Genomic DNA, 13,036 nt, shown 5'->3' on the forward strand with positions numbered 1-13,036 from the left:
GGATGCCCCGCCTCGAGCTGCTCTCTGGCGACCGGTGCAGACGTGCGGTCTGCTGGACCCTCCGATGACGGTAGGAGCTTAGCTTCCGACCGCTGCGGCGTCTCGGGATCCCGTGGTGACCGGCGAGGGGTGTCCGTTGGAATTCGGGCGGGACGAGGTGCCTGCCCGCCGCAGAGCGGCGGCGGACGCTGTGTCGAGGACACGGTCGGGGACGAAGTTCCCCTCCGCGATCGTCGTTGCTGCACAACGCATGTGCGACGAGTTCCTCGTCCTCGTGGTCGACGCCCTCGCCGAGCGGAACGCGCAGCGCTACGCGGCGGTGCTGCTGACCGGCGCCCACGGTGCAGGCGGTCTGGAGTCGATTTGTCAATCGTTCGATCCTGATACCTCTACCTACGCTCGACGTCAGGCGAACACGAGCCGATCCGCGAGCCCGGCCTCGCGGAAACGCGCCACGAGGTCGTCGGCGCCTTCCGTGAAGTGGCTCCACCCCTCGTAGTGCGTCGGGACGATCGTGGCGTTCGGCGTCAGCGCCGCTGCCCGGGCGGCGAGTGCGCTGTCGAGCGTGAGCAGGTTTCTGTCCGCCACGGGGGCGATGCGGGCACCGCCGGCGAAGAGGGCCGTGGGCCACGTTGATCGTGCGCGAGCTGCTGTCGGGGCCGCGCCGATTCACCGAGCTGCGGGACGGGCTTCCGGGAATCAGCGCGCACACCCTGACCGCCCGCCTGCGGTTGTTCGAAGAGCGGGGCATCGTCACCAGGACGGTGTTCCCCGAGATTCCTCCGCGCGTGGTGTACGCCCTGACCGATCGCGGCGCATCGCTCGAGCCGGTCCTCGCCGCGATGAACGAGTGGGGACGATCGACGGACGCGTCCGCGTTCGTGCCGTCTCGATAGGTGGCGCCGCGGAGTCGATCCGGCTGATCCACCCGACGTGGATCCACCGTGTCCCGCACAGAAGTCCCCGCGTCACGTCGGGGGCACGCGCGGTCCGAGCCGATCGCCCGAATCCGTTGCGGTGCAGGAGTGGTCCGCAGGAAGCAACCTTCGGCGGGAACGACAGCGGCCGGGTGGCGGAGCGCACTCACTCCTGCGTGGAGTCGGCGTCGTCGAAGATGGCCTCGATGGGGCACTCGAAGACGCGAGCCAGACGGAACGCCAGGGGAAGAGAGGGGTCGAAGCGCCCGCGCTCGATGGAGATGACGGTCTGACGCGAGACGCCGAGTACGTCGGCCAACTGCTGCTGCGACCAGGTGCGCTCTCGCCGTAGTTCGGGCAGGCGGTTCCGCACTCCGCGTCAGCCTCGCCGCTGCAGAACGACGTACCGCAGGCCGAACGAGCCCATGGCCAGGGCCACCACCGACGCGAGTGCCACGGCGGTGGGCATCTCGAATCCGGTCAGCGCCACCACCGTCGTCGCCGTACCGGTCACGAGCAGGACGTCCCCGAACGCACCGCTCGCCGCGCGGTCGTGCCAGACGCTCTCGATCGAGCGCTCGGGATCACGCGGAGCGCCGTCGAGCGTGTTCCGGTCGACCGTCAGTACCCAGGCCAGGGCGGCCGCGGCCCCACCGAAGGCGAATGCCATCGCGAGCCCTCCGACGACCGCAGGAGTGCCGGCGGTGCCGGTGGCCACGACGACAGTCGCGACGACCACCGCCACGACGACGCCGATCGGAATCGCGACCAGCAGAGCGGACACGTTCTTCGTGCCGACAGTCGTTCGGCCCCAACGGCTTCGCGAGACGTCAGCGGTGGACGTCGAGTCGGTTCCCGGATCGTTGTCCACGGTGGCGCCCTTCGCTCGGTGTCAAGTGTGCTTGACGCTCGCCGACAGTGTTGCATGTCAAGCGTGCTTGACACAAGGTCGTTCGGCGACCGGAATCATCCAGAACGCGGGGTCGATCCGTCGGCCGTGACCGCATCGACCACGGCGATGGCGTCGGTCGCACCCAGGCCGGCGATGACCAGGGCCACGACGGCGACATCGCGCGCCGGGTCGGCCGAGTTCCCGGCATCCGCGTCGGCGAGCAGGCCGAGTGTCGCCCCGTCGGTCAGCGTCACGATGGTGCTGGGCGGCAGGTAGGCCGGGAAGAGCCCCGACCGTTGCCCTGCTTCGACCAGGTCGATCGACAACTCGCGGCCGGGGGCCAACAGTTCCAGCACGCGATCGTCGCCCAGTTCCTGCCGCCCGATGCCGAGCAGTGCCCGGTAGCGGCCCGCGACGGGCCAGGTAATCATGGCGAGAGCTGCGACCGCGCGATCCGGTTCCGCGGGCAGGGCCGCACGCGCCGGGATGATCGCGGTCAGGTCGGCGGCGGCCGATTCCGCGATGCCCACGATCAGATCGCGCCGAGTCGGGAAGTGGCCGTAGATGGTTCGCCGCGCTATTCCTCCTGCGGCCGCGATGTCCGCGATGCTCGCGTCGGGCTGTCTCCCCAGGACGTCGATGGCCGCGTCGATCACGATCTGCCGTTTCGACGTGGTTCCGCGCCTACCGGCGCCCGCCGTGGAGTTGTCCGTCACCACCCGATCATCCCTACTTGCACACTGTTGTGCAAGTAGCTAACTTGCACATTGTTGTGCAAGTCGATGCGGAGGGAGTGCGGGATGTCCACGAACACGGAAGTCGCGACGGAGGACCGGGCGGCCGATCCACGCCGGTGGTGGGCCCTCGGGGTGCTGTGCGTGAGTTTGTTGGTGGTGGTCATGGCCAACACGTCGTTGATCGTCGCCCTGCCGTCGATGACGCGCGATCTCGGGCTGGACAGCAGCGGCATGCAGTGGGTGGTGGACGCGTACACCGTGCCCTGCGCTGCGTTGATGCTGCTCTGCGGAGCCGTCGGCGATCGGATCGGCCGTCGGCACGCCCTGGTCGGCGGGTTGGCACTGTTCGGAGCCGGGGCGATCGTCGGCGCCGTCGCCGACACCACCGCGGGTGTCATCGTGGCTCGCCTGGTCATGGGTGTCGGCGCCGCCGTCATCATGCCGGCGACCCTCGCTCTGCTGGTGGCGATCTTTCCCCGGCACGAACGCGCGCGGGCGATCTCGCTCTGGGCGGCAACGTCCGGACTGGCCATCGCGGTGGGCCCGTTGCTGTCCGGCGCGCTGCTCGAGGTCACCGAGTGGGGGAGCACCTTCCTGGTGAACGTGCCGATCGTGGTGGTCGCCGTCGTCGCCGCCTTCTGGCTGCTGCCCGTCAGCCGGTCCACCGCCCGGTCCCCGATCGACTGGGTCGGCGGTGCACTGTCCGTGATCACCGTCGGCTCGCTCGTCTACGCCGTCATCGACGGATTCCACTCCGGCTGGGCGGGATTGCCGACCGTTCTGTCGATCGTGGCGGCGGCCGCGGCGATCGCGTTCGTCGTCTGGGAACGCCGGCACCCGGCACCGCTGCTGAACATCCGTCGCATCACCGACAGAACCGTCGGTGGCGCGACGCTGGCCGTGCTCATGCTGTTCCTCGCGGCGTTCGGTGTCATTTACTTCGTCGCCCAGCATTTCCAGTCGGTCTTCGGGTACGGCGCGCTCGAGACCGGGCTCCGACTGCTTCCGCTGGCGTTCGCGGTCATGATCGGCTCGGTCGTCAGCAGCCCACTGACGACGCGCGTCGGGCTCCGCGTCGTGATTCCGGCCGGCATGGCACTGGCCGCGGTCGGCGCCTTCGTGCTCACGGCCGTGGACGCACAGTCGGAGTACGGGCATTTCCTGATCGCCCTGGTGGCGATGGGCCTCGGAATGGGCCTGGCGGAACCGCCGGCGACGGACGCCATCATGGGCGGCTTCGACGAATCCGACCTCGGCGCAGCGGGTGGAGTGACCGACACGTCGATCGAACTGGGCGGGTCACTCGGCATCGCCGTCATCGGGTCCGTGCTCGCGACGGAATACCGGAACGGGATGTCCGACACGGTCACCGCGGTCTCCGGCGGGGCCGCGGGACAGCCACCCGAGGTCGCGGACGCTCTCAGCGGTGCCGCGTCCGCAGCGTCCGAATCGGTGGGCGCCGGATCCGCCGTCGCGACCGAACTGTCGACGGCGTCCCCCACCCTGGCCGACGAGCTGCGGACGGCCGTCGTCGACTCGTTCGCCGCGGCGGTGGGCACCGCGAGCGCTGTGGCGGGCTCCGTTCTGATCGCCGGGTGTGTCGTTGTCGCACTGACGCTTCCGGCCCGTCGGCGGCCATCGACCTCGGCCGTCGCGGGCGCCCCGGTTCGGTAGTCGACCCGGCCTCGTGGGTTCCCGCGGGCGGTTCCTGCTCGTGCTGACGGTGCACCGTCCGCCGGTGCACGAGCGGTCCGCGGGAACGGCACACGGTCAGGAAAAGACGTACGGTATGCCGGACGATTACCTCCACGGCGCGAAGATCGCCGGGATCCGTCTACTCGGGGCGAACCGTGAGCACCGGCACGGGGGAGAGCATCAGCAGTCGCTGACTCGTGCTGCCCAGCAATGCTTTTCCGACTCGGCTGCGCTTCCGGATGCCGATCGCCAGGCGGGTGACCTCGGGGTGCTCGTCGAGCTCGTCGAGCACCGCCGCGACCGGGTCCCTGTCCTCGCGGCCCACGCGGTGGACGACGCGAACCGCGTCGCCGTACTCGGACGCGTCCAGTCCCGTCAGCCCGAGGTTCATCGCCAGGACCGAGGTGTTCAGCATCTCGGCTTCCCCGACGGCGGCACGCAGAGCCGCGCGCCCCTCCTCGTTGTCGGTGACGGCCACCAAAACGGTCATCGGTACATCCTTTCGTCCTGGGTCGCAGCAGCGGGGTGACGTCGCGGGGTCGCGCTGGGGCGGCCCGGTCGCACGATCACGAGTACTCCCGGCGGAAGCGCTCCTCGAGCTCCTCGAGCGTGCGGCCGCGGGTTTCCGGCACCTGGGTGACGATGAAGAGCAGGGCCACCAGGCCGAGGGCCACGAAGACGAAGAACGTGGGGGCGATGCCGACGGCGTTCACCACGGGCGGGAACGCCAGGGCCACGGCGGCATTGGCGAACCACAGCATGAAGACGCAGATGCCGATGGCGAAGCTGCGGATCTCGAGGGGGAAGATCTCGGCCAGCATGAGCCAGACCAGGGGGCCGATGGTGCCCTGCATGCAGAACACGAACAGCACCACGAACACCAGGATGAAGTAGGCCTTGGCCGTGCCGTCCGGGAGGAGCAACGCCGACAGGCCGACCAGCAGGTGGAAGAAGGTGGTCAGGGAGAAGCCGGCGATCAGCATGGTGCGGCGGTCGACCTTGTTCATGATGATCAGACCCACGGTGATGCCGAGCACGCTGAACAGGCCGTTGAGCGTGTTGGCGATGATCGCGGAGTTGCTGTCGAAGCCCGCGTCGGCGAGAAGCTGGGTGCCGTAGTACATCACCGAGTTGATGCCCGTGAACTGCTGGAACACACCGAGGCCCACGCCGATGAAGATCAGCCGTCGGATCCAGCGCACCGACAGGTCCGTGGTGCCACCGGTCTGCGAGACCTTCTCCTCCTCGGCGAGCGCGTACACCTCGGCCATCTCGGCCTCGGCCCGCTCTGGTGAGCGGACCTGACGCAGCACCTCGAGAGCCTCGGCGTCCCGCCCCTGCGACACCAGCCACCGCGGACTCTCGGGCATCCGCAGCATGCCGACGACGAGCGCGATCGCGGGCAGCACGGCCACGAGCAGCATGAACCGCCACACCGACTGGTGCTCGCCCCACACGTTGAAGATGATCGCGTTGATCACGAAGGCGGCGAACTGGCCGCTGACGATCATGACCTCGTTGCGGGTGACCAGGGATCCACGCTTCTCGAACGGCGAGACCTCGGCGAGGTAGACCGGCACCGTGGCCGACGCCCCGCCGACGGCGAGACCGAGGACGAAGCGGAACACCGCCAGGATCTCCCAGTTCGGGGCGAGGACGCAGCCCAGCGTGCCGACGACGAAGATCCCGGCCAGCAGGAGAATGTTGTGTCGGCGCCCGAATCGGTCCGACAGACGGCCGCCGATCAGGGCGCCGATCGCGGCACCGAGGATCAGGATGCTGACGACGAACCCTTCCGTGAACGCCGTCAGCGAGAGGTCGTCCTTCAGCGGTTCGAGAGCACCGTTGATGACGCCGGTGTCGTAGCCGAACAGCAGGCCGCCGAACGTGGCGACGACCGCGATGACGCCCAGTCGGCGTGAGTGCGGTCCGGCGGTGTTCGGCGGTAGAGAACCGGTGGGCGTGCTGCCTCGAGTGGTCATGGCGTCCTCGCTCGGTTATATGTCCTTTTGTCCGAACATATTACGTTGCGACGGGCGTCACACGGAGGTGAATCCGGAACGGTCGCACAGCCACGACCCCTCGAATCCCTTGTGCCGCGTACCCGTTCCCGCGGACAGCCTGTGCTCGTGCGGAAGGCGAACGGTAGTTGTCAACCTGTCTGAGACAGTCTGTGGTGGTTGATGCCGGTGAGTCCGGGTAGGTCCGGCGGCTGGGGCGGGCGCCGGAACCGTTCGGGGTGTTGGGCGTGGTAGCGGGTCAAATACTGTTGCCGGTCCTGTCGGACCAGGTGCGCGGTGCCGTGGTGGGTGTCGGCGGGGGTATGTCGGCCGAGGCCGCTGTGACGGTGTTCGGTGGCGTAGCGGCGCAGGAATTCTGCTGTCCAGGTGCGGGCGTGGTCGATGCTGTCGAACCGGGTGGGGCAGTCGAGGTCGTACTTGATCGTCTTGAACAGCGATTCGGAGAACGGATTGTCGTCGCTGACCCGTGGGCGGGAGAACGAGGTGAGCACACCATGTTCGGTGAGGGCGTCGATCAGGGTGTGTGAGCGCATGACGGCGCCGTTGTCGCCGTGCAGCACCGTCGGGGCGCCGTGGGTGGTGATGGCGTGGGCGAACATGGCCGTGGCCAGGTGTCGATCCTCGGTGTGCTCGATCCGCCACGCCACCGGGTAGCGGGAGAACACGTCGATGGCGAGGTAGAGCTTGTATCGGTCCTGCGGTCGGGGTCCGCGCAGTTCGGTGATGTCCCACGACCACAGGTCACCGACCGCGTGGGCGGCGACCACCGGGGTGCGGCGGGTCGCCGCGGCGCCGACTCCGCGGCGTCGGCGGCGGTCACCGACGCAGTGCGCGGCGGCGGCGACACGGTAGAAGGTGCGCTGTGAGCACGCCACCCTCCCTTCGTCGAATGCCCGCCAATACGTTTGCACCACAGACAGATCGGTGTAGTCGTCGTCGGTGACGACGTCGAGGATCCGGCGGCGTTCGTCGGCGGTCAGTGCTGCCGGTTGGGTCCGCTCACGGTGCGGGATCGGCGTCGGGACCCGGCGGTAGTGGGCGTAGCGGCGGGTGAGTCGGTAGTAGGTGGAGCGGGCGATCCCGACCAACGCGCACGCCGCCACCACCGACACCGACGAGGTCGTGGTCACCTCCTCGACGGCGGCGGTCAGGACAGCTTGGTGCGTTCGAGCCACTTGGCGTACTCGGTGGCGCTCATCAGCGCCGGCGGGATCTGCTCGTCGGTGTCGGTCGAGCTCTCGGTGATCCCTTCCAAGAGCTCGTATGCTTTTCCCAGAATCGCCTGTACCGCTTCGCCCTGCGCCACCTTCTTCTTCAGGGCCTCGTTCTCCTTGCGCAGCCGGGCCAGTTCGGCGCGTTCGGTGTTGGTCACCTCGAACCTCGACTTTCGTGCGGCGGTCACCATCGATGCGGTGAATTCTCCACGCTCTCGTGAGACGAGCCACCGATCGACCGTCTGCCGCGCAAGGTTGTGTTCGCGCATCAGCCGAGCCTTCGCACCTCGCTGCACAGCGGCGTCCCACTCGCGTAGGAACTCGACCTTGAACGCGAACGAGAACTTTCGAACTCCGGTCGCCGTACGTCCGACCTGTACATCGGTCACTAGGATGCTCCGATCCTCACGCTGTCGCCGAATGTCTCACGACCATCCTGGCAACGAACGCGAACCGCCCGCAACGGCAGGAGCGGTCCGCGGAAACGGCTCACGGTCGGCGGCGTCGCCGCGGTGTGCTCGCCTCACCGAGGAGGGCAGGCGTGGGGTGCCGGATCCGCTCGACGGCCTCGACTGCCGCGGCGATGCAGTCGGCGCGCTCGCTCGGGTCGGTCCCGTCCGCGTCACCGAGTGCGTCGACCACGTTCTCGACGCGGTGCGCCTCTACGTCATGAGCAGTCCCCTGGTTATCCGCGCGGCGGGGCGCATCGGCACGGCGACGACGTCACCGGAGAGACCCGTCGGCGGTTCGTCGGGATGCAGCACAAACGAGGGGTCCGGTTCGACAGCGATGGATGCGGGGCATCCACCGGTCATGGCAGACAACGGTCGCACCCTCACCCTCCACCTCGGTCACGACGAGCTCGTGATCCGCCGCAAGTGGGAGACCGCCAGCATCGTCAACGACGTCCTGGTCGCGCTGTGGTTCGTGATCGGCAGCGTCCTGTTCTTCTGGGAATCGACCACTACGACGGCCACGTGGTTCTTTCTGGTGGGCAGCCTGCAGTTCCTCGCCAGACCCGTGATCCGCCTGACTCGGCGTATTCATCTGCAGCGCATCGGCTCCGACGACGGAGGGACATCGGCCGACTTCTGATCGGGTGGCCGAGCAGCGCGGAGAACCGGCCTGCCTGTCCGCAGCGGAAACGCGAACAGCACGTTCAGCCGGGTTCGACCGCGGGCGGCAGGGGGCGACTGCTCCGATCCGAGTCGTCGGGCTCGACGACGTCGAAGGGAACGTCGACGGTGACCTCACCGGCTCGTTCGAACCGGAACGTCACTGCGACAGAGGTTCCGGGCTGCAACTCGCCGTCCGCCAACTCCACCGCCACGGTGAAGGGCCGGTCCGCACCGCTGCCGTCGCCGCCCACGTTCTCCACCGGCTGCCCGGCGGCGATCGAGGTGCCCGGTTCGACGACGAGTTGCTCGGCGGTGGCGTCCAGGGTCACCGACGACGCCGCAGGAGAGGTGATCGAGACCAGGGTGTCGGATTCCGCCGGGTCGGTGTTGATCGCGGTGAAGTTCAACGTCGCACTGCCGTACGCCGACGACGGATCTTCGGGTGTCGCGCCCGTCGGTTCGGCGTCGATGCTCGTGTCGCGGATCTCCACCGCCCCGATGGACGGACCGTCGGTGTCGGCCTCGCGCGCGGTGTCGGCGGAGCACGAGGTCAGCGCGACGGCCGCGGACACGGCGGCGGCCGCGAGCAGGACGGGCCGGTGGAGACGGGGACGGCGCGGTGGCGGCATGGATCTGTTGTACCCCCGTCGGTGTCGACCGAAGCGCTCGGTCCTCGGGTCAGGACGTGCGGGAACGTCGTCTCGAGCGGGGACGCGGTGGCCGGCTCCGTGAGGGATACGTCAAGAAGTGCCGCGGTGCGTCAGGGGCACGTGAAGGCCACCCGGCTGCGATGGGACCAGCGCTAGACACGATGCATGACAACGAGTTTCGTCGCCGTTCCTACGGTCGCTGCGCACGGTGATCCGGTACACCGGATGCGCCGCGTCATCCCCGCTGTCGGTTGCGCCGTGTCCGCCCACGCGCTCGTCGACTGTGACGTACTGCTCTGGGTCCAGCGCAGCGCCATCACTGTTCTCGTGCTCGACGACACCGGTCTCGACCTGGTGCAGTCGGTGAGCGTGCGTCCGAATCAGGTCGTGTTCCGCACGGGCGACTGCCCGGACTCGATCCGCCGAGCGGTGCATCACGGAATCACGCGGTTCATCGTGGGCAGGCAGGAGCACGTCGATCACCTGGTCGAGTACGCGCGGAGAACGACCTTCGTCTATCTCGCGCCGGGTCTCCCCACCGTGGTGCCCGCTCGCAGGATCGTTGTGGTCGGCCTCCACGGTGACATCGACGCGTGCGGGACACCCACCGAGTGGGCCGACGCTGCCGAGTACGCGCTCTGCCGGACCGCGCAGGCGAGGACCCTGGGCACTCCCGCTCACAGGATCGTGCTGAGCCGGTCCGCCGGCACCGTGGTTCCGCTCTCGGTCGAGCGGCTCGACTCGATCGTCCGCGCGGTGGACGAGGCTCTTCGCCAGGGCTGCGCTCGATGGCGACTGGCGCGCCCCGCGGTGACGATCGCCGCTCTGTAGCCCTGCGGCTCGACGGGCCGGCGTCGCCCGGACGGTTCGCGAAAGGATTGAGAACAGCGACGACGAGGCATTCGGTGGTCACCGCCGGGTCCGTCCTCGGCGAGATCACGAACGACAGGGAGGCGCGCCGAGCGCATGAGCACCACCAACGAGTACGCAGTGCAGGACAAGGTCATCGTCGTCACCGGCGCCGGATCGGGGATCGGACGAGCCATCGCGCGTGCCTTCCTCGCCAACGGCGCGATCGTCGTCGTCACCGGCCGCCGTCGCGAGCCTCTCGAGGAGACCGTCACGGACGCCCGCAACGGGCATGCGCTCGTCGTCGCGGGAGACGTCTCGCGTCGCGACGACGTCGAGACGCTGGTGGCGACGGTCCTCGAAGCGTTCGGGCGAATCGACGTCGTCGTCTCCAACGCAGGAGTTCACGACGGCGGTGGCGACATCACCGACCTCACCGACGAGGACTGGGCCCTCCTGCGCGGGGTCAACATCGACGGCTTTCTCCACCTCGCTCGGGCGACGCTGCCCGAGTTGGTGCGGTCGGGTGGGAATCTCGTCGCGGTCTCGTCGGTATCGGGCATCGCCGGGGACTGGGGACAGGCTGCCTACAACGCGTCCAAGCATGCGATGACGGGGTTCGTACGTTCTCTCGCACTCGATTACGGCGGTCGCGGTGTGCGCGTCAACGCGGTACTGCCCGCGTTCACGCTGACCGAGATGACCGCGGGGATGGCGACGGACGAGGAGTCCCTGGCGCCGTTCGTCGACCGAATCGCCCTGGGCCGGCCCGGGGAGCCCGACGACATCGCTCCCGCCGTGCTCTTCCTGGCCTCCGACGACGCGCGGTACATCACGGGTGCGCTGCTGGCCGTCGACGGTGGCACCAGTGCCTCGACGGGTCAGCCCCACACGGAGTGAACGGAACCCGCTACGCGGAGTGAGCTTCCCGCTACTGAAACGGGTTCAGGGTGCGGCCGAGGACGTATCCGATGCGTCCGGAAATGGGACGCATGGCTGCTGCCGAGACCTTGTTGGCGACGCCCGTGATGCAGACCGGCTTGCCGGCGCGTCCCGTGCGGCTCGAGAAACGAGACGAGATCGTCGTGGCCGCGCGAAAGTCGTTCGTCGAGGCCGGCTTCGGGGGAACGTGAACGAGCAAGAGCCGGAGCGTGGTGATGTCCGTTCGATTCGTGCGCCCACGGGGCACCCATCGGGCATGACGGACGACGGGCGCACCCTCACCCTCCACCTCGGACACGACGAATTGGTGATCCGCCGCAAGTGGGAGACCGCGAGCATCGTCAACGACGTCCTGGTCGCGCTGTGGTTCGTGATCGGCAGCGTGCTGTTCTTCTGGGAGTCGACCACCACGGCGGCCACGTGGTTCTTTCTGGTGGGCAGCCTGCAGTTTCTCGCCCGGCCCGTGATCCGTCTGAGTCGGCGTATTCATCTTCAGCGGATCGGCTCTTTCGACGGTGGTTCCTCGGGGGACTTCTGATCGCGCGATGAGTTTCGGTCCGTCGACGTGTCTGCCCAGTGAAGGGTTCTCGAGCACGACGACGAACAGGAGCCGCATGTCCGACGAGCACGACACCGACCACGTCTCGGCGCTGACCGCGACGCAGAGGCAGGCGACCGTCGCGGTACTGGACGGGCTGTCGCCGTCCGACTGGGATCGACCGACCCCGTGCGAGGGGTGGACCGTGGCCCATCTGACGGCGCACATGTCGATGTCCTTTCGGGTGGGTATCACCAAGCTGGTGCTTACGATGGTCCGTGAACGGGGAAACTTCGATCGTGCGGCGGACCGCCTCGCTCGCGACGATGTCGCGCGGATGGCTCACGTCGAACTCGTTGCGGCTCTACGACACAACGTGACCACTGCCTGGAGTCCACCGGGCGGCGACCTCGTCGATGCGTTGTGCCACGACGTCGTTCACGGGCTCGACCTGACAGAAGGACTCGAAAGGCCCACGACCGCCACCGAGGAGCAGCTCGACCTCGTCCTGCGCACGATGAGGACAAAGAATCGGATGGAGTACTTCGGCGCGGACCTCGCTGGACATGCACTCCAGGCGTCCGACCTCGACTTCCGAATCGGCCACGGTGACACCCTGGTCCTGCCGGCAACGGCGATCGTCCTGATCCTCACAGGCCGGGAGAGCGTGCACGACCACCTCGTGGGATGACCGAGGTGTCGACCTTCCACCGGGCCCGGGCCTACAGTGCTCGGCAACTCGACCACCGAAAGAGGCCGTCTCATGTCGCGCACTCGGATTCACAATCTGTCCATCTCGCTCGACGGCTTCGCCGCGGGGGAGGGGCAGAGCGAAGAGACGCCGATGGGCCACGCGGGTCAGCGTCTGCACCGATGGATGTTCGCCACGGACTTCGGCACCCGGATGATGGGCGGTGACGGCGGCAGTACGGGCGTCGACGACGCAGTGGCGCACCGGCACGAACTCGGTATCGGGTCGGAGATCATGGGCGCGAACAAGTTCGGTCCACCCGGATGGCAGGACGATCCGGACTGGACAGGGTGGTGGGGCGACAACCCGCCCTTCCACACCCCGGTGTTCGTCCTGACCCATCGGCCCCGTGCGCCGATCGAGATGGCGGGTGGGACCGTCTTCCATTTTCTCGATGTTCCTCCCGCCGAGGCGCTGGTGGTCGCTCGCGACGCGGCCGGTGGCCTCGACGTCCGGATCGGGGGCGGCGCGACGACCGCGGGGTACTTCATCGCTGCCGGCCTCGTCGACCACCTTCACCTCGTGCAGGTCCCGATCGTTCTGGGGAGAGGCGTTCGTCTGTGGGACGGTCTGGAAGGAATGGAGTCGGGGTACGACGTCGAGGTCGTGTCCACCCCGAGTGGCGTTACCCACCTCACCTTCACCCGCCGCGCCGAGTGAGGCCGGGCGAACCGACCACGCACGGGCGACACGGCAGACGCGCCGAGAGCGT

17 protein-coding genes and 1 pseudogene are annotated in these 13,036 nt (G+C 68.3%); 9 read left to right on the plus strand and 9 right to left on the minus strand.

Features of this window, described 5'->3' with window-relative positions; all coding sequences use genetic code 11:
• Nucleotides 1-405 precede the first annotated feature (405 nt).
• On the minus strand, nt 406-588 hold the full coding sequence (locus HQ603_RS00360) for a hypothetical protein (RefSeq protein ID WP_222682432.1): 183 nt from the start codon (nt 586-588) through the stop codon (nt 406-408).
• 44 nt (nt 589-632) lie between these two features.
• On the opposite strand from HQ603_RS00360, the gene HQ603_RS00365 reads away from it, so the two are divergent.
• A complete protein-coding gene (locus HQ603_RS00365) occupies nt 633-896 on the plus strand; it encodes a winged helix-turn-helix transcriptional regulator (RefSeq protein ID WP_214502478.1) in 264 nt (87 codons plus the stop codon).
• A gap of 187 nt (nt 897-1,083) precedes the next feature.
• Here the strand turns inward: HQ603_RS00365 and HQ603_RS00370 are convergent, their stop codons facing one another.
• From HQ603_RS00370 to HQ603_RS00380, 3 genes are all read right to left on the minus strand, one after another.
• Complete coding sequence (locus HQ603_RS00370; protein ID WP_214502479.1) at nt 1,084-1,290, minus strand: helix-turn-helix transcriptional regulator; 207 nt, start codon at nt 1,288-1,290, stop codon at nt 1,084-1,086.
• Between the two features lie 6 nt (nt 1,291-1,296).
• Nucleotides 1,297-1,701, minus strand: coding sequence for a hypothetical protein (locus HQ603_RS00375; RefSeq protein WP_222682433.1), 405 nt, complete (start codon nt 1,699-1,701; stop codon nt 1,297-1,299).
• A 182-nt stretch (nt 1,702-1,883) separates the two neighbouring features.
• Entirely contained in the window at nt 1,884-2,525 is a 642-nt protein-coding gene (locus tag HQ603_RS00380; RefSeq protein ID WP_222682434.1) for a TetR family transcriptional regulator, read from the minus strand.
• A gap of 84 nt (nt 2,526-2,609) precedes the next feature.
• Here HQ603_RS00380 and HQ603_RS00385 point away from each other — a divergent pair, with 84 nt between their 5' ends.
• Nucleotides 2,610-4,220, plus strand: coding sequence for an MFS transporter (locus HQ603_RS00385; protein ID WP_222682435.1), 1,611 nt, complete (start codon nt 2,610-2,612; stop codon nt 4,218-4,220).
• 160 nt (nt 4,221-4,380) lie between these two features.
• On the opposite strand, the gene HQ603_RS00390 is transcribed toward HQ603_RS00385, so the two are convergent.
• The 3 genes from HQ603_RS00390 to HQ603_RS00400 all read right to left on the minus strand — a co-directional run bounded on the left by HQ603_RS00390 (nt 4,381) and on the right by HQ603_RS00400 (nt 7,785).
• The gene (locus tag HQ603_RS00390) at nt 4,381-4,731 is read right to left on the minus strand and encodes a universal stress protein (protein ID WP_222682436.1); all 351 of its coding nucleotides are present in this window, start codon (nt 4,729-4,731) and stop codon (nt 4,381-4,383) included.
• A gap of 76 nt (nt 4,732-4,807) precedes the next feature.
• The gene (locus HQ603_RS00395) at nt 4,808-6,223 is read right to left on the minus strand and encodes a sugar porter family MFS transporter (protein WP_222682437.1); all 1,416 of its coding nucleotides are present in this window, start codon (nt 6,221-6,223) and stop codon (nt 4,808-4,810) included.
• Nucleotides 6,224-6,393: 170 nt separating this feature from the next.
• The gene (locus tag HQ603_RS00400; RefSeq protein WP_308125418.1) at nt 6,394-7,785 is read right to left on the minus strand and encodes an IS3 family transposase; all 1,392 of its coding nucleotides are present in this window, start codon (nt 7,783-7,785) and stop codon (nt 6,394-6,396) included.
• A 504-nt stretch (nt 7,786-8,289) separates the two neighbouring features.
• Between HQ603_RS00400 and HQ603_RS00410 the strand changes: the two genes are divergently transcribed.
• The gene (locus HQ603_RS00410) at nt 8,290-8,571 is read left to right on the plus strand and encodes a YrhK family protein (RefSeq protein WP_068366152.1); all 282 of its coding nucleotides are present in this window, start codon (nt 8,290-8,292) and stop codon (nt 8,569-8,571) included.
• A 64-nt stretch (nt 8,572-8,635) separates the two neighbouring features.
• Here the strand turns inward: HQ603_RS00410 and HQ603_RS00415 are convergent, their stop codons facing one another.
• Complete coding sequence (locus HQ603_RS00415; protein WP_222682438.1) at nt 8,636-9,223, minus strand: hypothetical protein; 588 nt, start codon at nt 9,221-9,223, stop codon at nt 8,636-8,638.
• 279 nt (nt 9,224-9,502) lie between these two features.
• Here HQ603_RS00415 and HQ603_RS00420 point away from each other — a divergent pair, with 279 nt between their 5' ends.
• Both HQ603_RS00420 and HQ603_RS00425 read left to right on the plus strand, forming a co-directional pair.
• Nucleotides 9,503-10,075 carry a hypothetical protein gene (locus HQ603_RS00420; RefSeq protein ID WP_222682439.1) on the plus strand — a complete coding sequence of 191 codons (573 nt, stop codon included), beginning with the start codon at nt 9,503-9,505 and terminating at the stop codon, nt 10,073-10,075.
• 135 nt (nt 10,076-10,210) lie between these two features.
• Nucleotides 10,211-10,993 (plus strand): SDR family NAD(P)-dependent oxidoreductase, encoded by a 783-nt coding sequence (locus HQ603_RS00425; protein WP_222682440.1) that lies wholly within the window; start codon nt 10,211-10,213, stop codon nt 10,991-10,993.
• 31 nt (nt 10,994-11,024) lie between these two features.
• Here the strand turns inward: HQ603_RS00425 and HQ603_RS18745 are convergent.
• Nucleotides 11,025-11,144, minus strand: a pseudogene (locus HQ603_RS18745) (SDR family NAD(P)-dependent oxidoreductase); the annotation flags it as partial.
• On the opposite strand from HQ603_RS18745, the gene HQ603_RS00430 reads away from it, so the two are divergent.
• From HQ603_RS00430 to HQ603_RS00445, 4 genes are all read left to right on the plus strand, one after another.
• Nucleotides 11,086-11,226: a hypothetical protein gene (locus HQ603_RS00430; RefSeq protein ID WP_222682441.1), complete on the plus strand. Its 141-nt coding sequence runs from the start codon at nt 11,086-11,088 to the stop codon at nt 11,224-11,226. The pseudogene HQ603_RS18745 and the gene HQ603_RS00430 sit on opposite strands and share 59 nt — an antisense overlap.
• Nucleotides 11,227-11,291: 65 nt before the next feature.
• Nucleotides 11,292-11,573, plus strand: a complete 282-nt coding sequence (locus tag HQ603_RS00435) for a YrhK family protein (protein ID WP_222682442.1) — start codon at nt 11,292-11,294, stop codon at nt 11,571-11,573.
• A gap of 76 nt (nt 11,574-11,649) precedes the next feature.
• Nucleotides 11,650-12,264, plus strand: a complete 615-nt coding sequence (locus tag HQ603_RS00440; RefSeq protein WP_222682443.1) for a maleylpyruvate isomerase family mycothiol-dependent enzyme — start codon at nt 11,650-11,652, stop codon at nt 12,262-12,264.
• Nucleotides 12,265-12,336: 72 nt separating this feature from the next.
• Nucleotides 12,337-12,984, plus strand: a complete 648-nt coding sequence (locus HQ603_RS00445; protein ID WP_222682444.1) for a dihydrofolate reductase family protein — start codon at nt 12,337-12,339, stop codon at nt 12,982-12,984.
• Nucleotides 12,985-13,036: the final 52 nt, after the last annotated feature.

Source organism: Rhodococcoides corynebacterioides (genome assembly GCF_019834675.1).
Lineage (GTDB): Bacteria > Actinomycetota > Actinomycetes > Mycobacteriales > Mycobacteriaceae > Rhodococcoides > Rhodococcoides corynebacterioides_A.